General features: G+C 71.9%; 17 protein-coding genes. 11 read left to right on the top strand and 6 right to left on the bottom strand.

The window, feature by feature from the left end:
- The first annotated feature begins 13 nt into the window (after window positions 1-13).
- Genes DK427_RS06630 through DK427_RS06615 form a run of 4 tightly spaced genes read left to right on the top strand, consistent with a single transcriptional unit; the run spans window position 14 to window position 4,708 of the window.
- A complete protein-coding gene (locus tag DK427_RS06630; RefSeq protein ID WP_109950565.1) occupies window positions 14-1,192 on the top strand; it encodes a glycosyltransferase family 4 protein in 1,179 nt (392 codons plus the stop codon).
- Between the two features lie 8 nt (window positions 1,193-1,200).
- Window positions 1,201-2,712 carry an oligosaccharide flippase family protein gene (locus DK427_RS06625; protein WP_162559710.1) on the top strand — a complete coding sequence of 504 codons (1,512 nt, stop codon included), beginning with the start codon at window positions 1,201-1,203 and terminating at the stop codon, window positions 2,710-2,712.
- 11 nt (window positions 2,713-2,723) lie between these two features.
- Complete coding sequence (locus tag DK427_RS06620) at window positions 2,724-3,653, top strand: glycosyltransferase family 2 protein (protein ID WP_162559709.1); 930 nt, start codon at window positions 2,724-2,726, stop codon at window positions 3,651-3,653.
- A 14-nt stretch (window positions 3,654-3,667) separates the two neighbouring features.
- A complete protein-coding gene (locus tag DK427_RS06615; RefSeq protein WP_162559708.1) occupies window positions 3,668-4,708 on the top strand; it encodes a glycosyltransferase family protein in 1,041 nt (346 codons plus the stop codon).
- 28 nt (window positions 4,709-4,736) lie between these two features.
- On the opposite strand, the gene cobT is transcribed toward DK427_RS06615, so the two are convergent.
- The 4 genes from cobT to DK427_RS06595 all read right to left on the bottom strand — a co-directional run bounded on the left by cobT (window position 4,737) and on the right by DK427_RS06595 (window position 9,039).
- Window positions 4,737-6,641, bottom strand: coding sequence for a cobaltochelatase subunit CobT (cobT, locus tag DK427_RS06610; RefSeq protein ID WP_109950561.1), 1,905 nt, complete (start codon window positions 6,639-6,641; stop codon window positions 4,737-4,739).
- Between the two features lie 6 nt (window positions 6,642-6,647).
- A complete protein-coding gene (locus tag DK427_RS06605) occupies window positions 6,648-7,142 on the bottom strand; it encodes a DUF29 domain-containing protein (RefSeq protein ID WP_109954043.1) in 495 nt (164 codons plus the stop codon).
- A 16-nt stretch (window positions 7,143-7,158) separates the two neighbouring features.
- Entirely contained in the window at window positions 7,159-8,142 is a 984-nt protein-coding gene (cobS, locus tag DK427_RS06600; RefSeq protein ID WP_109950560.1) for a cobaltochelatase subunit CobS, read from the bottom strand.
- A 267-nt stretch (window positions 8,143-8,409) separates the two neighbouring features.
- Window positions 8,410-9,039: a J domain-containing protein gene (locus DK427_RS06595; protein ID WP_109950559.1), complete on the bottom strand. Its 630-nt coding sequence runs from the start codon at window positions 9,037-9,039 to the stop codon at window positions 8,410-8,412.
- Between the two features lie 125 nt (window positions 9,040-9,164).
- Here DK427_RS06595 and DK427_RS06590 point away from each other — a divergent pair, with 125 nt between their 5' ends.
- Window positions 9,165-9,440: a BolA family protein gene (locus tag DK427_RS06590; RefSeq protein ID WP_109950558.1), complete on the top strand. Its 276-nt coding sequence runs from the start codon at window positions 9,165-9,167 to the stop codon at window positions 9,438-9,440.
- Window positions 9,441-9,465: 25 nt separating this feature from the next.
- Window positions 9,466-9,897: an alternative ribosome rescue aminoacyl-tRNA hydrolase ArfB gene (gene arfB, locus DK427_RS06585; protein ID WP_109950557.1), complete on the top strand. Its 432-nt coding sequence runs from the start codon at window positions 9,466-9,468 to the stop codon at window positions 9,895-9,897.
- 34 nt (window positions 9,898-9,931) lie between these two features.
- Here arfB and DK427_RS06580 read toward each other — a convergent pair whose 3' ends face one another.
- Together DK427_RS06580 and DK427_RS06575 are read right to left on the bottom strand one after the other, a co-directional pair.
- Window positions 9,932-10,702 carry a YoaK family protein gene (locus DK427_RS06580; RefSeq protein ID WP_109950556.1) on the bottom strand — a complete coding sequence of 257 codons (771 nt, stop codon included), beginning with the start codon at window positions 10,700-10,702 and terminating at the stop codon, window positions 9,932-9,934.
- 62 nt (window positions 10,703-10,764) lie between these two features.
- Window positions 10,765-11,721 carry a class I SAM-dependent DNA methyltransferase gene (locus DK427_RS06575; protein ID WP_109950555.1) on the bottom strand — a complete coding sequence of 319 codons (957 nt, stop codon included), beginning with the start codon at window positions 11,719-11,721 and terminating at the stop codon, window positions 10,765-10,767.
- Between the two features lie 59 nt (window positions 11,722-11,780).
- On the opposite strand from DK427_RS06575, the gene DK427_RS06570 reads away from it, so the two are divergent.
- The 5 genes from DK427_RS06570 (at window position 11,781) to DK427_RS06555 (ending at window position 16,102) form a co-directional block, all read left to right on the top strand.
- On the top strand, window positions 11,781-12,827 hold the full coding sequence (locus DK427_RS06570; RefSeq protein ID WP_109950554.1) for a ligase-associated DNA damage response exonuclease: 1,047 nt from the start codon (window positions 11,781-11,783) through the stop codon (window positions 12,825-12,827).
- Window positions 12,824-14,524, top strand: coding sequence for a cisplatin damage response ATP-dependent DNA ligase (locus DK427_RS06565; protein WP_109950553.1), 1,701 nt, complete (start codon window positions 12,824-12,826; stop codon window positions 14,522-14,524). Before DK427_RS06570 ends, DK427_RS06565 begins: the two co-directional genes overlap by 4 nt.
- Complete coding sequence (locus DK427_RS06560) at window positions 14,521-15,036, top strand: secondary thiamine-phosphate synthase enzyme YjbQ (RefSeq protein WP_109950552.1); 516 nt, start codon at window positions 14,521-14,523, stop codon at window positions 15,034-15,036. The genes DK427_RS06565 and DK427_RS06560 overlap by 4 nt, the downstream gene beginning before the upstream one ends.
- A gap of 475 nt (window positions 15,037-15,511) precedes the next feature.
- Window positions 15,512-15,661, top strand: a complete 150-nt coding sequence (locus tag DK427_RS26115) for a hypothetical protein (protein WP_162559707.1) — start codon at window positions 15,512-15,514, stop codon at window positions 15,659-15,661.
- Window positions 15,662-16,102: a tyrosine-type recombinase/integrase gene (locus DK427_RS06555; RefSeq protein WP_109950551.1), complete on the top strand. Its 441-nt coding sequence runs from the start codon at window positions 15,662-15,664 to the stop codon at window positions 16,100-16,102.
- Window positions 16,103-16,246 lie beyond the last annotated feature (144 nt).

Below are 16,246 nucleotides of genomic sequence, written 5' to 3'. Positions count from 1 at the left end.
CCCCGGACCCGTGATGCGCGTCGCCTTCCTCTCGTCCGGCCCGCCCGAGACCCGCGCGGCCTGGAGCGGGACGCCCTATTACTGCCTGCGGGCGCTGCGGCAGCATTTCGAGGCCGTCGAGCCGATCGGCAGCCCGCCGATGCGCGCGCTGCTGCAGGGCCTGCGCCGGGTCTCCGGCCCGGCCCGGATCGACCCGCTGCGCGAGCCGGTGCTGGCGCAACTCTACGGGCTCGCCCTGCGGCGCAGGCTCGAGCGCTTCCGGCCCGACGTGGTGTTCGGGCTCGCCAGCACGACGCAGCTCTACGGCCTCGTCGCGGACTTCCCCGTGGTCCACTGCTCGGACGCGACCTTCCGGGGGATGCGCGACTACTATCCCGACTGGTTCTCCGGCCTCTCGCCGCGCACGCTGCGCAACGGCGAGCGGCTGGAGGGCGCGGTGATCCGCGGGGCGGCCCTGTCGCTCTACGCCTCCGACTGGGCGGCCGACTCGGCGAGGCGCGACTACGGCGCGGCGCGCGCCCACGCGGTCCCGTTCGGGGCCAATCTCGACGCGCCGCCGCCGGCCGCCGATCCCCCGCGGGACGGCGTGTGTCGCCTGCTCTTCGTCGGCGTCGACTGGGTGCGCAAGGGCGGCGACCTCGCCCACGGCCTGCTGCTGGAACTGCAGGCCCGCGGCGTGCGGGCGGAACTCCACGTCGTCGGCTGCCCGGTCCCGGCGGCGCTCGCCGGCACGCCAGGCCTCGTCGCCCACGGCTTCCTGAGCAAGGGCGATCCGGAGGCGGCCGCGCGGCTGCGCGCCCTGTTCGGGCGGGCGAACTTCCTCGTCGTCCCGAGCCGCCAAGAGGCCTACGGCCTCGTCTTCTGCGAGGCCGGCGCCTACGGGCTGCCGAGCCTCGCCACCGCGACCGGCGGCATCCCGACGATCGTGCGGCCGGGGGTCAACGGCTTCCTGTTCGGGCTCGATGCGGACGCCGCCACCTACGCGGACACCCTGCTGGCGCAGTGGAGCGACCCGGCGGCCTATGCCCGCCTGCGCGAGAGCACCCGGGCGCGGGCCCGCGACACCCTCACCTGGGACAGCTGGGGGGCGGCGAGCGCCGCCCTGATCCGCGCCGCGTCGCGCCGCACGGAGCCCGCCCCAGCTGCGGCCCGCGCCGCCGCCGCGCCGGGGCTCGCCGGAGGCCGGGCATGAGGTTGGGCATGAGGCCAGGCACGCGGCGGGCGCCGGGGACGGCTCCGGGACCGGGCTCGCGCCTGCGCACGGGCGCGACGCTGCTGTCGGGCAACATGGCCGACATGCTGTTCCCGCTCCTGCGCAACATCGCGCTGGCGCACACCCTGCCGAAGGAGCAGTACGGCGTCGCCCTCTCGCTCTCGGTGGTGGCCGCCTTCGCCGAACTCGCCACCGACATCGGCATCCAGTACTCGGCCGTGCGCGGGCACGACGAGGCCGATCCGGAGGCGGTCTACGGCACGCTGCACGCGCTGGCGCTGATCCGCTCGACCCTGATCGCCCTGGTGCTGCTCGCCTCGGCCCCGCTCGTGGTGTGGGCGCTCGACGTGCCGGACGCGCTCTGGGCCTTCCTCCTCCTGCCGCTCGCGCCCTTCCTGCGCGGCTTCCAGAACCTCGGGGTCAAGGAACTCACCCGCACCTACGAGTTCTGGCCCGACGCCGCCACGACCGCCGCCGCGCAGGCCGCCTGGACCGTGATCGCCGTCGGCATCGCCCTGGTGAGCCGCGACTACGCCTGCATGCTGTTCGGCATCGTCGGGGGCGCGGCGGTCTCGGTCCTCGTCTCCCACCTCCTGGCCCGGCGCCGCTGGCGCCTTGCCTGGGACCGGCCGGTCGCCCGCGAGGCCGAGCGCTTCGGCCGTCCGCTGATCCCCAACGGGCTCGCAAACGCCTTCAGCATCATGGGCGACCGGCTGCTCGTCGGCAGCCTGCTCGGGGTCTCGACGCTGGGCCTCTACGGCAACGCCATGGGCGTCGCGCTGATGCCCCGCGGCCAGCTCCTCAAGTTCCTGACGAGCCTCTACCTCCCGGCGCTCGTGGCCGCCGGCAAGGCACACGGCCAGTCCCCGGGCCCGTCGGCAGGCAGGCCCGATCCCCGGAGCCTCCTCCTCGACCGCTGGGCGGCGTGGCTGTCGGTGGCCTCCTTCACCTACGGGCTCGGGCTGCTGGCGCTCGGCGTGCCGGTGATCGGCTTCGTGTTCGGCGCGGCCTACCGGCCGTCCCAGGGGCTGGTGAGCGCGATCGCGGTCGATGTCTGCATCAAGTCGCTGCTGGCCTTCCCGGTCGCGCCCTGCCTCGCGGGCGGCCAGACCGGCTTCCTGCTCCGGGGCTCGATCGCCGGGGCGGGCGCGGTGCTGCTCGCCGCGCTCAGCGTGCCGCTGCACGGCACGCTCGAAGGCTTCGTCGCGGCGCTCGCGGCGGCCGAGGGGCTGGTGCTCGCCTGGATCGTCCGGCGCAGCCTGCGCCTCCACCCGTTCACGCCCGCGCTCGCCTGGTTCCTGGTCCTGTTCCCGATCGGGGTCACCGCGGGCCTCGGCGCGGTGGCGGCGACCTGGCCGATGCCCCTGGCCGACTGGGTCGCGCTCTGCGTCGTCTGCGGGCTGGCGGGGCTCGGCGCCTACGGATTCGCGCTGCGCAGCCACGGCGTCGGCCTCCGCGACATGGTGCGGATGGGCGAGCCCGCGGGCGCGCTCGGATGAGGGAGGGGAGCATGGACCTCACCGGGCAGGAGCCCCGCATCTCGGTCGTGATGCCGCATCTCGACGACCTCGCCAACCTCGACGCCTGCCTCGCGCATCTGGCCGCCCAGCGGATGCCGCCGGAGCGCTACGAGGTGATCGTCGCCGACAACGGCTCGCGCGCCGGCCTCGCGGCGGTCGAGGCGGTGGCGGCCGGGCGCGCCCGCGTCGTCGCTGCGCCGGAGCGGGGGGCGGGCCCGGCCCGCAACGCCGGCGTCGCCGCCGCGCGCGGCGCGATCCTCGCCTTCATCGACAGCGATTGCCGGCCGAGCCCCGACTGGCTCGTCGCGGGCGAGGCGGCGCTGGCCGCGGACGGCGCGGCGTGGAGCGATCGGGCCGGCAGCGACGTGGTGGGCGGCGCCGTCCGGGTGATCGCGGCGGACGCGGCCGCGCCGAGCGCGGTCGAGGCCTACGAGCTGGTCTTCGCCTTCCGCAACGACCTCTACGTCCGCCGGAAAGGGTTCACCGTCACCGCCAACATGTTCGTCTCCCGCGCGGTCTTCGCCGCGGTCGGGCCCTTCGCCAACGGGGTCTCGGAGGACGTCGAGTGGTGCCACCGGGCGCGCGCCCTCGGCTTCCGCCTAGGCTACGCCCCCGCCTGCATCGTCGCCCACCCGGCCCGGCGGAGCTGGGACGAGCTCGCCCGGAAATGGCGGCGCACCACCCGCGAGGCGCACGCGCTCGCCCCGGTCGGCCTCCTCGGGGCCCTGCGCTGGCTCGCCCGCGCCTGGCTCGTGCTGCTCTCGGCCCTGCCGCAATCCTGGCGGATCCTGAGGTCCTCCGATCTGCCGGCCCGCCGGACGCGCCTGGGCGCCGTGATGGTGCTCCTGCGCATCCGCGGCTTCCGCTTCGCGGAGGCCCACCGCCTCGCCTTTGGGCTCAGCCAAGAGGTCGTTCGATGAGCGAAGATCGTTCGATGAGCGAAGATCGTCCGATGAGGGATGTCGCGGTCGCGATCGTGGGCTATCGCTGCGCGGAGGCCATCCGCGCCTGCCTGGCTCAGCTGGACCGCTCCACCGTGCCGGTCGGCGCGGTTTGCATCTGCGAGAACGGCGGGCCGGAGGCCTTCGCGGAACTCGCGGCCGCGTTGCGCACCGAACTCGCCTGCACCGAGGCGGGGGCCGATCCCGGCGCGCCGCCCCCGGCCGCCGAGAGCCTCGTCCTGCGCCCCGGCCGGCCCGGCGGCGCGATCGGCGCGGTGCGGCTCTACCGGGCTCAGGGCAATCTCGGCTACGCCGGCGCCGTCAATCTGGTGATCGCCGCGCTCGCCGAGCGTCCGGACTGGACGGCGCTCTGGGTGCTCAACCCGGACACGCTGCCGACGCCGACCGCGCTCGCAGCCGTCCAGGCCCGCGCGGAGGCGGGCGGCTACGGCATCGTCGGGAGCCGCCTCGTGATCCAGCGCTCGGGCCGGGTCCAGCTCTACGGCGGGCGCTGGCGGCGCTGGCTCGGGCGCGGCTACAATATCGGCCTCGGTGCAGCCGCGGAGGCGCCCATCGACCCTGCGGCGGTCGAGAGCGCCCAGCACTACGTCTCGGGCGCCGCGATGTTCGTCAGCCGGGCCTATATCGAGGCGGTCGGCCCGATGCGCGAGGATTACTTCCTGTATGCCGAGGAGGTCGATTGGTGCCTGCGCCGCGGCACCTTCCGCCTGGGCTACGCGCACGATTCGGTGGTGCTGCACGACCACGGCGCCGTGATCGGATCGAGCGTCGACCGGCGGGCGCGCACCCCCCTGTCGGTCTTCCTCGACGAGCGCAACCGTCTCGTCCTGACCCGCCGCTTCTATCCGCTGGCCTTCCCGGTGGCCGCCGTGATGGCGCTGCTCTTCACGACGCAGTACCTGCGGGCCGGCGCCGTCCGCAACTTCCGGGTCGCGCTCGCCGGCTGGTGGGCGGGCCTGCGCGGCGAGACCGGATTCCCGCACCATCTCGGCCCGGTCCCGCGGCCCCGCTGAGCCGCGGCCGCGGGACCAGAGTGAGTCCCTATCGCCGTCCGCCCGCGACCCGCAGCGCGCGCGCAGGGGCCTGCGCGCCGTCCTCCTCGAACAGCTCGGCGAGCTTCTCGGTCATCGCGCCGCCGAGTTCCTCCGCGTCGATGATCGTCACCGCGCGGCGGTAGTAGCGCGTCACGTCGTGGCCGATGCCGATGGCGAGCAGCTCGACCGGCGAGCGCGTCTCGATGTCCTCGATCATCCAGCGCAGGTGCCGCTCGAGGTAGTTGCCCGCATTGACCGACAGGGTCGAATCGTCGACCGGCGCGCCGTCCGAGATCACCATCAGGATCTTGCGCTGCTCGGGCCGGCCGAGAAGGCGCTTGTGCGCCCAGTCCAGCGCCTCGCCGTCGATGTTCTCCTTGAGCAGCCCCTCGCGCATCATCAGACCGAGGTTCTTGCGCGCGCGGCGCCACGGGGCATCCGCCGCCTTGTAGACGATGTGGCGCAGGTCGTTGAGGCGGCCCGGGTTCGGCGGCTTGCCGGCGGCGAGCCACGCCTCGCGGCTCTGGCCGCCCTTCCAGGCGCGGGTGGTGAACCCCAGGATCTCGACCTTCACGCCGCAGCGCTCCAGCGTGCGGGCCAGGATGTCGGCGCAGGTCGCCGCCACCGTGATCGGTCGCCCGCGCATCGAGCCCGAATTGTCGAGGAGCAGCGTGACGACGGTGTCGCGAAAATTCGTGTCCTTCTCTTGCTTGAAGGAGAGAGGCTGGAACGGGTCGATCACCACGCGCACGAGCCGGGCCGGGTCGAGCTGGCCCTCCTCCAGGTCGAAATCCCAGGCGCGGTTCTGCTGGGCGAGAAGGCGCCGCTGCAGCCGGTTGGCGAGACGGCCGACCACGCCCTGCAGGTGCGAGAGCTGCTTGTCGAGATAGGTGCGCAGCCGCGCGAGTTCGTCCGGGTCGCAGAGATCCTCGGCGTGGATGACCTCGTCGAAGCGGGCGTTGAAGATCTTGTACTCGGGGCCCCGCGGCGTGTTGTCGGCCCGCTGCGGCGGGCGCCAGGACTCGCCGGCCTCCTCGGAATCGGCCTCCTCGGCCTCGTCGGGCAGCTCGCCGGACGGCGCGTCGGCCGCTTCCTGCGTGCCCTCCTCGATCTCGTCGGAGGCCTCCTCCGAGGTCTCGATCTCGGCGCGGTCGCCCTGGGACTGCTCCTCGGCCTCGCCCTCCTGCGGGCTCTGCTCGCTGTCCTGGGCCTCGCCCTCCTCGTCGGTCTCGTCGTCCTCCGGATCGAAGGGCGTCTCGTCCGCCATGTCGAGGGAGGAGAGGAGGTCCCGCACCGAGCGGGCGAAGGCGCGCTGGTCCTCGATCGAGCCCAGGAGCCCGTCGAGGTTGCGCCCAGCCTTGGCCTCGACGTGGTCGCGCCAGAGATCGACGATGCGCTGCGCGGCGGCCGGCGGCGCCTGCCCCGTGAGCCGTTCGCGCACCATCAGCGCGACGGCGTCCTCCATCGGCGCGTCGGCCCGGTCGGTGATGGTCTCGTACTTGCCGCCGCGATGATAGCGGTCCTCCAGCATCGCCGAGATATTCGAGGCCACGCCCGCCATGCGGCGCGCGCCGATCGCCTCGACGCGGGCCTGCTCGACCGCGTCGTAGACCGCGCGGGCGGGCGCGTTCTCGGGCGCGAGGCGGCGGTGCACCGCGACGTCGTGGCAGCCGAGCCGGAGCGCCATCGAGTCTGCGTTGCCGCGCAGCACCGCCACGTCGTGGGCGGAGAGCTTGCGGGGCGGCTCGGGGAGCCGCGCCTTGTCCCCCGTCAGCGCCGGCCGGTCGGTGGCGTAAGTCACCTCGATCTCGGAGCGGCGCGCGATGGCGCGCAGGCACCCCGCCACCGAGCGCTTCAGGGGCTCGGCCACGGGCTCGCGGCGCTCACCGGGCTTGCGGTTGGAGATGGACATGCGGGGCTACCGATCGGCCTCGTACTCGAAGGGACGGTTCAGGATGTCGTCCCAGCTGTGGGGACACTCCGCGGGCAGGGTCTTGGGGGAGCGCCGCATCTCGCGGGCGGCTCGCAACCGGGCGAGGCGGAAGCCGTCCTCGATCGCCTCCCCGACGCGCGCCTTGAGACCCGGGTTCCGGCGCAATTGCCTTTCGATCCGCACCCGCTGCTCGGCGATGGTCAGGGACCAGCTCCGGGTCCGATGCTCGGGCCGGTGGTCCCATTTGAGGGCGTGGGCCAGAAGCACGTCGATGGCGCTCTCGAGCTTGTCGTACTGCTCCGACCCCACGTCGCTCAGCTCCTCGGCGATGTTGTCGAGGTCGAGCGCCTCCACCCGGCCGGCGCGGAGCAGCGCCACCTGCTCCTGGACCCAGGTGTAGAGGTCGTCCGCGCAGCGGGTCCGGCCCTCGGCGCGCGGGGCCGCCGTGGCGTCCTCGCAGGTCGGTGCCGGATGCGCCATCGCGTCCTCCATCAGGTCAGCTGAGCGCGACGTTCACCGCGCTCTCGGGCAGGTCCTTGCCGAAGGCGCGCTGGTAGAACTCGGCCACCAGCGTCCGCTCCAGCTCGTCGCACTTGTTCAGGAAGGTGACCCGGAAGGCGAAGCCGATGTCGCGGAAGATGTCGGCGTTCTCCGCCCAGGTGATCACCGTGCGCGGGCTCATAACGGTCGAGAGGTCGCCGTTCATGAAGGCGTTGCGGGTGAGATCCGCCACGCGCACCATGCGGTTGACGATGTCGCGCCCCTGCTCGCCCTGGTAGTGCGTCGCCTTGGAGAGCACGATGTCGACTTCGCGGTCGTGCGGCAGGTAGTTCAGCGTGGTGACGATCGACCAGCGGTCCATCTGGCCCTGGTTGATCTGTTGGGTGCCGTGATAGAGGCCGGACGTGTCGCCGAGGCCCACCGTGTTGGCGGTCGCGAAGAGCCGGAAGGCCGGGTGGGGCCGGATCACCCGCTTCTGGTCGAGCAGCGTCAGGCGGCCAGAGACCTCCAGCACCCGCTGGATCACGAACATCACGTCGGGGCGCCCCGCATCGTACTCGTCGAAGACGAGCGCGACGTTGTTCTGCAGGGCCCAGGGCAGGATGCCGTCCTGGAAGGCGGTGACCTGCTTGCCGTCCTGCAGCACGATCGCGTCCTTGCCGACGAGGTCGATGCGCGAGACGTGGCTGTCGAGGTTGATCCGCACGCAGGGCCAGTTCAGCCGGGCGGCGACCTGCTCGATATGGGTCGACTTGCCGGTGCCGTGGTAGCCCGTGACCATCACGCGGCGGTTCCGGGCGAAGCCCGCCAAGATGGCGAGCGTCGTCTCACGGTCGAAGATGTAGTCCGGGTCGAGATCCGGCACGTGCTCGTCGGCTTCCGAGAAGGCCGGCACCTTGAGGTCGAGGTCGATGCCGAACACCTCGCGGACCGAGACGTGGCGGTCGGGCATCGCGGCGGGCTTGTCGTCAGAGAGCATACGGGACCTCGTGGGGGCGGGCTCCGACGGCGGGTGCCGGATGACCTCGCGGATTCTCGGACCGGGCGGGCCGCGGAGATCCGCGGTGCCGGCCTTCCTTAGCCGTCGTCGCGCCGGACCGCCAAGGGGGCGGCGGCACGCGGGACGCGACGTCCGGGATCACCCCCATATAGGGAGCCTCCCGGCATTGTCCGCCCGCGCCGCGCGGGAAGGCGTCGCGCGGTGCGTGCATCGATCGTGCCGGAGCCCGCCCGCACGCCTTCCGGCTCAGCAGAGCCCCGCGCCGCGCAGGACGTCGTGGGCGCGGATGATGTCGCGCAGGCGGTCCTCGAAGGAGCGGTCGCCGCCGTTGGCGTCCGGGTGGAAGCGCTTCACCAGCACCTTGTACTGCGCCTTGATGGCGGCGGCGTCGGCGGTCTCGTCGAGGCCCATCACGTCGAGCGCCTTGGCGACCGCGGGCGAGCGGCGCGGGCGCTGGGGCTCGGCCGGCGCGCGGCGGCGGGTCTCGCCGAGCCCTTCCGCCCGCAGGATGCCCAGCGGGTCCACATAGGCCCAGTCGCGCTGCGGCTCCGATTTCGGGTCGGCGCCCGGCTTGGCCGAGCCCGCCCGGTTGACGCCCATCGCCCAGGTCGGCCGGTGCCCGATGATGGCATCCTTCTGGTAGGCCTGGACGGCGGCGTCGTTCATGCCGTCGAAGTAGTTGTAGGTCGCGTTGTAGGCGCGCACGTGGTCCATGCAGAAGCGCCAGTACTGGCCCTCCGCCTTGCGCCCCTTGGGCGCGCGGTAGAGGCCCGGCCGGCCGCAGCCCGGCGTCTCGCAGACGGGCCCGGTCTCCTTCGCTTCCTCGCAGGAGGGCTTGATCCGGATGCTGTCGAACAGGCGCGAGTTGAGATCCATGACGGGGCGATTATGAGGGGGCGGACCGGAGACACAAGGCCGGCGGGCCTGATGACGCATGCGGTGGATCGGGCTTGACGGATCCGCCGCCGGCGCCTCCGCCGGGAATCGAGGGTTTTCAGCCGATGGCGACGTTGCGGGACTGGATCGAGGAGACGCTTCGGACGCAGCTCGCGCCGACGCGGCTCGAGGTGGTGGACGAGTCCCACCTGCACGCGGGCCATTCCGGCTGGCGCGAGGGGGGCGAGACGCATTTCCGCCTCGACGTCGTCTCGGCGGCCTTCGAAGGCAAGAGCCGGGTGGACCGTCACCGACTGGTGAACGGGCTCATGGACGATGCGTTCAAGCGCGGGCTGCACGCCCTGGCGCTCCGGGCGCGCACGCCCGGCGAGGCAGCCTGAACGGGCTTTCCGGCCCAACGGAGATATGGCGATCGTGGCCCTGGTCTGCACCCCTCAGATCGCCATCGACGAGGAGGAACTGGAGGAGACGTTCGTGCGCGCCTCCGGTCCGGGTGGGCAGAACGTCAACAAGGTCTCGACCGCTGTCCAGCTGCGCTTCGACGCCCGACGCTCGCGCGCCCTGCCCGATGCGGTGGCGGTGCGGCTGATGCGGCTGGCCGGCCACCGGCTCACCCAGGACGGGGTGATCGTCATCAGCGCCCAGCGCTTCCGCAGCCAGGAACGCAACCGGGAGGATGCCCGCGAGCGGCTCGCTGCCCTTGTCGCGGAAGCCGCCGTGCCGCCGACGCCGCGGCGAGCGACCCGGCCGACGCTCGCCTCCAAGAAGCGGCGCCTCGAAGCCAAGAGCCGCCGCGGCGCGGTCAAGCGCATGCGCGGCGGCCCGGGCGAGGATTGAGCCCGCGCGAGGGTTGCCCGCCGCGGGTCTCGCCTCAGGCGAGCGCCTTGGCCTTCGCCACCGGCTTGGCGCTCGGCGCGGCATCCGGGGCCGGCGAGACGCCCGAGACGAGTTCGCTGCCAGGCCTCGCGATCGTCAGGACCAGGGCGACGACGGCGAGGAGCGCCGCCACGGCCGCCGGGAACAGGAAGGCGGCCTCGCCGTAGCGCAGCTGCAGCACGCCGCCCAGGATGGCCCCGGCGCTCAGGCCGGCCCAGAGTGGCGCCTGGATCCAGAACGACGCGGCGACCGAGCCCATCAGCAGGTTGGCGAGGCCGGTCCCGAAGCGGACCACCGCACCAGTGACGTAGGTGAGCGCGAGGCTGCGCCCGCCCTCGTCCTGCAGGATCGCGTTCTGCAGACCGAGCGCCAGGATGATCGGGTAGGCGTGCAGCGGGTAGGCGAAGGTGCCCCAGGGCATGAGGAGGCCCACGGCGAGCAGCACCGCCTCGATGATCAGAAGCGCGGCCAGCCGCCAGCGCCCGAACAGGGCCGCCAGCAGCGTGCCCAGGAAGGCGCCGAAGCAGAACACGATGATGGTGCTGGCGACGCGGGTGACGTTCTCCCAGTCGCTGTTGGCGACCGCGACGCCGAAGCGGGTGGTGTTGCCCGACATGAACGACATGAAGAGCTGGGAGAATTCCAGGAAGCCGATCGAGTCGGCGCAGCCCGCCAGTGCCGCCAGCGCGACCGCGAAGGGGATACGCGTGGTGGGGCTTGCGGGGAACGACTTGTCCGCCGGCGCCTCTTTGCGCGTCTCCGTCATGCAATTTGTCCTTCGTTACACGTCCTTGGGGCCGCGTAATAAGCGCGGAAGACGGCGAAGGTTCAGTGTTCGTCGGCACACAACTCACTTTTGCGCAACACGATAATCCGGCCCGGAACATCCCGCCCCCGCTCGCGCCGGATCGCCGCAGGCACGCGCACAGCGGTCGCGAGGCCGGCACCGCGTGCCGCCGCCTCCACGTGGGCGTCGGCGTGGGCGAAGCGCCCGTCCGCGCCGAGGCGCACGCCCTCCGCCCCGGCCTCGTCCGGGGACTGCACCGTGAAGACGGCGAGCCCGGCCGGGCGCAGCACGCGACTGATCCCAGCCAGCACGGGGCCGAGGTCGGCGAGGTAGATGAACACATCGGCCGCGAGGCAGAGAGCGGCGGACGCACCGGGCTCGGCTTCCAGGAAGGCCGCGAGGTCGCCTTCTGCCAGCCGGTCGTAACAACTCTTGGCGCGGGCGAGCCGGAGCATCGCGGGCGAGAGATCGACGCCCGCGAGATGGCCCGCCCGGTCGCGGATCGCCGCGCCCATCAGGCCGGTGCCGCAGCCGAGATCGAGCACGGTCTCGAAGCGCGTGGGCGCATCCGGCAGTGCGTCGAGGGCCTGCCGCAGCAGTGCCGGGCCGCAATAGCCGAGCCCATCGACGAGGTGGCGCTCGAAACGGTCCGCGTAGCCGTCGAACAGGGCGCGCACATAGGCGCCCGACAGGCCGGCGGCGCCCCCATCGAGCCGTGCTCGGTGCAGGCCGGCGCCGATCCGGTCCTCCGGGTCGAGCCCGCGGGCGGTCTCGAAGGCGTCGAGCGCGGCGCGCCGCTGGTCCTCTGCGCCGGTCGCGGCGTGCAGGGCCTCGCGGGCACGCCCGAGCAGCAGCCAGGCCGGGGCGTAGCGCGGCGCCCGCTCGATCGCCTGCTCGGCCATCTCGGCGGCGCCCGCCGCGTCGCCCTCCGCCAGGCAGGCCTCGGCGTAGACGTAGCGGCGGTCGGCGAGAAGGTCGCCGGAGGAGAGCTGGGACATCGGTCGCGCTGAACGGGTGGATGGGCGCCCTATATACCGGCGCCCGGATACGGACCATCATGACGCTCCGCGCCAGCGACCTCCTCACCCTCACCCGAGAGGGCCTCTACTGCCCGCTCGGCGACTTCCACGTCGACCCGACCTGGCCCGTGCCCCGCGCGCTCATCACCCACGGCCACGCCGACCACGCGCGGGCCGGCCACGGCCGGGTTCTGGCGACGCCCGAGACATTGCGCATCATGGCGGTGCGCTACGGCGCGGAATTCTGCGGCACCCGCCAGGAGGCGGCCCTGGGCCGGGCGATCCGGATCGGCGAGGTCACCGTGCGCTTCGCCCCCGCCGGCCACGTGCTGGGCTCGGCCCAGATCGCGATCGAGCGGGAGGGCGTGCGGGTCGTGGTCTCGGGCGACTACAAGCGGGCGCCGGACCCGACCTGCCTCCCCTTCGAGGTGGTGCCCTGCGACGTCTTCATCACCGAGGCGACCTTCGGCCTGCCGGTCTTCCGCCACCCCGACACCCGCGGCGAGGTGCGGCGCCTGCTCGAATCCGTGCGGCTCTTCCCCGAGCGCGCCCAAATCGTCGGCGCCTACGCGCTCGGCAAGGCGCAGCGGGTGATGGCGCTGCTGCGGGAGGAAGGCTGGGACCGGCCGATCCACCTGCACGGGGCGATGGAGAAGCTGACCGAACTCTACAAGCAGGAGGGCGTGCCGCTCGGCGACACACCGAAGGTCGTGGCGGCCGAGCGCAAGGACCTGCACGGCGCCATCGTGCTCTGCCCGCCCTCCGCGATCCAGGATCTCTGGTCGCGCAAGTTCCCCGATCCGGTGACCTGCTTCGCCTCGGGCTGGATGCGGGTGCGGGCCCGAGCGCGCCAGAAGGGCGTCGAGCTGCCGCTGGTGATCTCCGACCATTCCGACTGGCCCGACCTCTGCCGCACGATCCGCGAGACCGGGGCCGGCGAGGTCTGGGTCACGCACGGGCAGGAGGACGCGCTGGTGCACTGGTGCGGCACGCAAGGGATCCGCGCGAAGCCCCTGCACCTGCTGGGCTACGGCGACGACGGCGAGGCCGAACCCTCCGCCGGTCCCGAGGAGGCGGCCGCGTGAACGCCTTCGCCGAACTCCTCGATCGCCTCGCCTACGAGCCGCGCCGGAATGCGAAGCTGCGCCTGCTGCAGGACTACTTCGCCCGGACCCCGGACCCCGAGCGCGGCTACGCGCTGGGTGCCATGACCGACACCCTGAGCTTCCGCGAGGCCAAACCGGCGCTCATCCGGGCGCTGGTGGAGGAGCGGGTCGATCCGGTGCTGTTCCGGCTCTCGCACAACTACGTGGGCGACCTCGCCGAGACGACCGCACTGATCTGGCCGTGGCCGGACGCGGGGGAGGCAGGGCTCGGCCACAACAACCCGCCCCCGCCGACGCTGGCCGAGGTGGTCGAGACGCTCGCCACCACGGCGAAGAAGGACCTGCCCGGTCACCTCGCCCACTGGCTCGACGCGCTGGACGAGACCGGGCGCTGGGCGCTCCTGAAGCTCGTCACCGGAAATCTCCGGGTCGGCGTCTCGGCGCGGCTCGCCAAGACGGCGGTCGGCGCGCTCGGCGGCCACGAGGCCGACGCGGTCGAGGAGGTCTGGCACGGGCTCGCGCCGCCCTTCGCCGGCCTCTTCGCCTGGGTCGAGGGCCGGGGCGAGCGCCCCGAGACCCTGAATCCCGCTCCGTTCCGCCCGCCGATGCTCTCGCACCCGATCGAGGAGGAGGCCGACCTCGACCGGCTCGACGCCCCTGACTTCGCGGGCGAGTGGAAGTGGGACGGGATCCGGGTTCAGCTCGTCGGCGGCCGCGACCGGGAGGGCGGCCAAGTTGCCCGGGTCTATTCCCGCACGGGCGAGGACATCACCGGAGCGTTCCCGGACCTCGCCGAGGCGATCAGCTTCACGGGGAGCCTCGACGGCGAGTTGCTGATCCTGCGCGACGGTCGGGTGCAGAGCTTCAACGTCCTGCAGCAGCGGCTCAACCGCAAGGCCGTCACCCCGAAGCTGCTCGACGAGTTCCCCGCCCATGTGCGCGCCTACGACATCCTGGCGGCGGACGGCGTGGACCTGCGGGCCGAGCCGTTCGAGACCCGGCGCGCCCATCTCGAAGCCTTCGTGGCGCGGCTCGACCACGCCCGCATCGACCTCTCGCCGGTGGTGCCCTTCGCGAGCTGGGCGGAGTTGGCGGCCGCTCGCGCCGATCCCGCCTCGGTCGGCGCCGGAGAGGACGCCGACGCGATCGAGGGCGTGATGCTGAAGCGGCGCGCGAGCCCCTACCTGCCGGGCCGCCCCAAGGGGCCCTGGTGGAAGTGGAAGCGCGAGCCCCACATCGTCGACGCTGTGATGATGTACGCCCAGCGCGGCCACGGGAAGCGCTCGTCCTTCTACTCGGACTACACGTTCGGGGTCTGGCGGGAGGGCCCGGAGGGCGACGAGCTGGTGCCGGTCGGCAAGTGCTACCATGGCTTCACGGACGCGGAACTCGCCAAGCTCGACCGCTACGTCCGCAACCACACCACCAAGCGCTTCGGCCCGGTGCGCGAGGTCGCCTACGGCCGCGACGCGGGGCTGGTGCTGGAGATCGCCTTCGAGGGCGTGCAGCGCTCGACCCGGCACAAGTCGGGCGTGGCGATGCGCTTCCCCCGGGTCAGCCGGATCCGCTGGGACAAGCCCCCGGCCGAGGCCGACCGGATCGATGTGCTGGAGCGCATCCTCGCCCGCGGCGAGCGCGAGATCGCGCCGGGCCAAGCGCTGGAGGAGACCCGATGAGACAGGGCCGGATCGGCGGGATCGAGGATTTTTCCGCGGGCGAGGTGCGGCGCCAAGCGAGTGCGCGCCTGACCATCGCCACGCAGGGCCAGGGCTTCACCGACGTCACCGAGGCGGTCGCCGCCTTCGTCCGGCAGAGCGGCATCCGGGACGGGCTCGTCTGCGTGTTCTGCCGGCACACCTCGGCCTCGCTGACGATCCAGGAGAACGCCGACCCGGACGTGCAGACCGACCTCCTGAGCGCGCTCGACAACCTCGCCCCGCGCGGGGCCGGCTACGTCCACGGCGCCGAAAAGCCAAACGCATTACAAAGTCGGACGCGCTACACCCACACGGCTGAAGGCCCGGACGATATGCCGGCCCACATTCGCACGATGCTGACCGATTCGAGTCTGTCGATTCCGGTGTCCGGTGGGCGGCTCGCGCTCGGCACGTGGCAAGGCATCTACCTCATCGAACACCGGGACAGACCGCATCGACGCGAGATCGTGCTGCATGTCATAGGTGCGTGAGGCTGATCGGTACCGCTCGCACCAAGATCGTCGCTACCGAAGCGAAGCTCTTCATCCGCTTCTCGGACGGTCGGCGCATCGAGCGTCCCAACGGCCTAACCTCCGCCCCCAACTAGCGCTTCGAGCCGAACAACCCGCCGGAGGACGTGCGGCATCGTGGCGCAGGCCGCACACAGTCCAAACCGATCACTCCACTGGTCCCCTGTCCGAGCCGGAAGCCCGCTCAGCCCGCGAACGTGGACGATCTCGTCCACCTCGAACGCTGGATCAGCTACAAGAACATCGGCAACTATCTGGAGAAGGAAGCCCGCGCGATCTTCGCGACTTTTGGCAACTCACCAACAACAAGCCGTGGTCCGAGTGCGACCGCGACGACGGGCGCAAGCTCGTCACCTACCTGTTCGAGATGAGGACGGACAAGAGCGCCACAGTTTTGAAGAAGGCTGGGCACCTCTACGCGGCATCGAATCTTGCCATGTCGGAGGGCAAGCTGAAGTTCAACCCGTTCAGCAGCATCATCCCGAAGGTGCGGGACGCGGAGAAGCGACTGCCGGTCAGCAGCCACGACATGACGGTAATCCGCGAGGGGCTGCACACCTTGAAGCCGGAGGAACGCCTCCCCTAAATGCTCTGCGCGGCCATCGGCATGCGGAGGAGCGAAGCCTACTCGATCAAGACCGAGCGTATCGTAGGCGATCTGCGCTGCGTCACGATCGGGCAGAAGACCGAGGCGTCCGAGCGCGAGATCCCCCTTCCCTCAGTCGTCCTGCCGTTCCTACCGGCCAAGATTACCGGGCCGCTGTTCAAGAAGGATCTGAAGAATCCCGGTCGCGAGACGCTGCGGTCGATCCGCCGGCTCGGCATCAAAGATCCGGACGCGTGTATCCACGGCCTGCGACACCGCGCGGCAGATCGGCTCCGCAACGCGAAGGTCAACGAGCAGCGCTGCCACGACTCAATGCGCTTCGCGATTCTGGGACACGAGAACAAGACCGTCGTGGAGAGCTACGGCAAGGGCTACCCGATGTGGGAGATCATCCCCTGGATCGATCAGATCGGGTACTGACGCGATCAACTTGACATCCTTCGTCTTTGACGCACATTGAGGGCGCATGTTGTGGATAACGTACAGATTCAATTTGACTTAACCACCAATTGGGCTGTGCTCTACTGCGCATCTGTGTGAGCCTTCCTTCGTGTTCGAAACACG

Source organism: Methylobacterium radiodurans (assembly GCF_003173735.1).
In the GTDB taxonomy this organism is placed as follows: Bacteria; Pseudomonadota; Alphaproteobacteria; order Rhizobiales; family Beijerinckiaceae; genus Methylobacterium; species Methylobacterium radiodurans.
This window is presented reverse-complemented; position numbering and strand designations above follow the sequence as displayed.

Bases quoted from the DNA above. Each gene is read 5' to 3' on its own strand.
- cobS (WP_109950560.1), bottom strand. From the start codon at position 8,142: ATGCTCTCTGACGACAAGCCCGCCGCGATGCCCGACCGCCACGTCTCG.
- DK427_RS06555 (WP_109950551.1), top strand. From the start codon at position 15,662: ATGCTCTGCGCGGCCATCGGCATGCGGAGGAGCGAAGCCTACTCGATC.
- DK427_RS06575 (WP_109950555.1), bottom strand. From the start codon at position 11,721: ATGTCCCAGCTCTCCTCCGGCGACCTTCTCGCCGACCGCCGCTACGTC.
- DK427_RS06605 (WP_109954043.1), bottom strand. From the start codon at position 7,142: ATGGCGCATCCGGCACCGACCTGCGAGGACGCCACGGCGGCCCCGCGC.
- arfB (WP_109950557.1), top strand. From the start codon at position 9,466: ATGGCGATCGTGGCCCTGGTCTGCACCCCTCAGATCGCCATCGACGAG.
- DK427_RS06580 (WP_109950556.1), bottom strand. From the start codon at position 10,702: ATGACGGAGACGCGCAAAGAGGCGCCGGCGGACAAGTCGTTCCCCGCA.
- DK427_RS06625 (WP_162559710.1), top strand. From the start codon at position 1,201: ATGAGGCCAGGCACGCGGCGGGCGCCGGGGACGGCTCCGGGACCGGGC.
- cobT (WP_109950561.1), bottom strand. From the start codon at position 6,641: ATGTCCATCTCCAACCGCAAGCCCGGTGAGCGCCGCGAGCCCGTGGCC.
- DK427_RS06630 (WP_109950565.1), top strand. From the start codon at position 14: ATGCGCGTCGCCTTCCTCTCGTCCGGCCCGCCCGAGACCCGCGCGGCC.
- DK427_RS06570 (WP_109950554.1), top strand. From the start codon at position 11,781: ATGACGCTCCGCGCCAGCGACCTCCTCACCCTCACCCGAGAGGGCCTC.
- DK427_RS06595 (WP_109950559.1), bottom strand. From the start codon at position 9,039: ATGGATCTCAACTCGCGCCTGTTCGACAGCATCCGGATCAAGCCCTCC.
- DK427_RS06615 (WP_162559708.1), top strand. From the start codon at position 3,668: ATGAGCGAAGATCGTCCGATGAGGGATGTCGCGGTCGCGATCGTGGGC.
- DK427_RS06620 (WP_162559709.1), top strand. From the start codon at position 2,724: ATGGACCTCACCGGGCAGGAGCCCCGCATCTCGGTCGTGATGCCGCAT.
- DK427_RS06560 (WP_109950552.1), top strand. From the start codon at position 14,521: ATGAGACAGGGCCGGATCGGCGGGATCGAGGATTTTTCCGCGGGCGAG.
- DK427_RS06590 (WP_109950558.1), top strand. From the start codon at position 9,165: ATGGCGACGTTGCGGGACTGGATCGAGGAGACGCTTCGGACGCAGCTC.
- DK427_RS26115 (WP_162559707.1), top strand. From the start codon at position 15,512: ATGTCGGAGGGCAAGCTGAAGTTCAACCCGTTCAGCAGCATCATCCCG.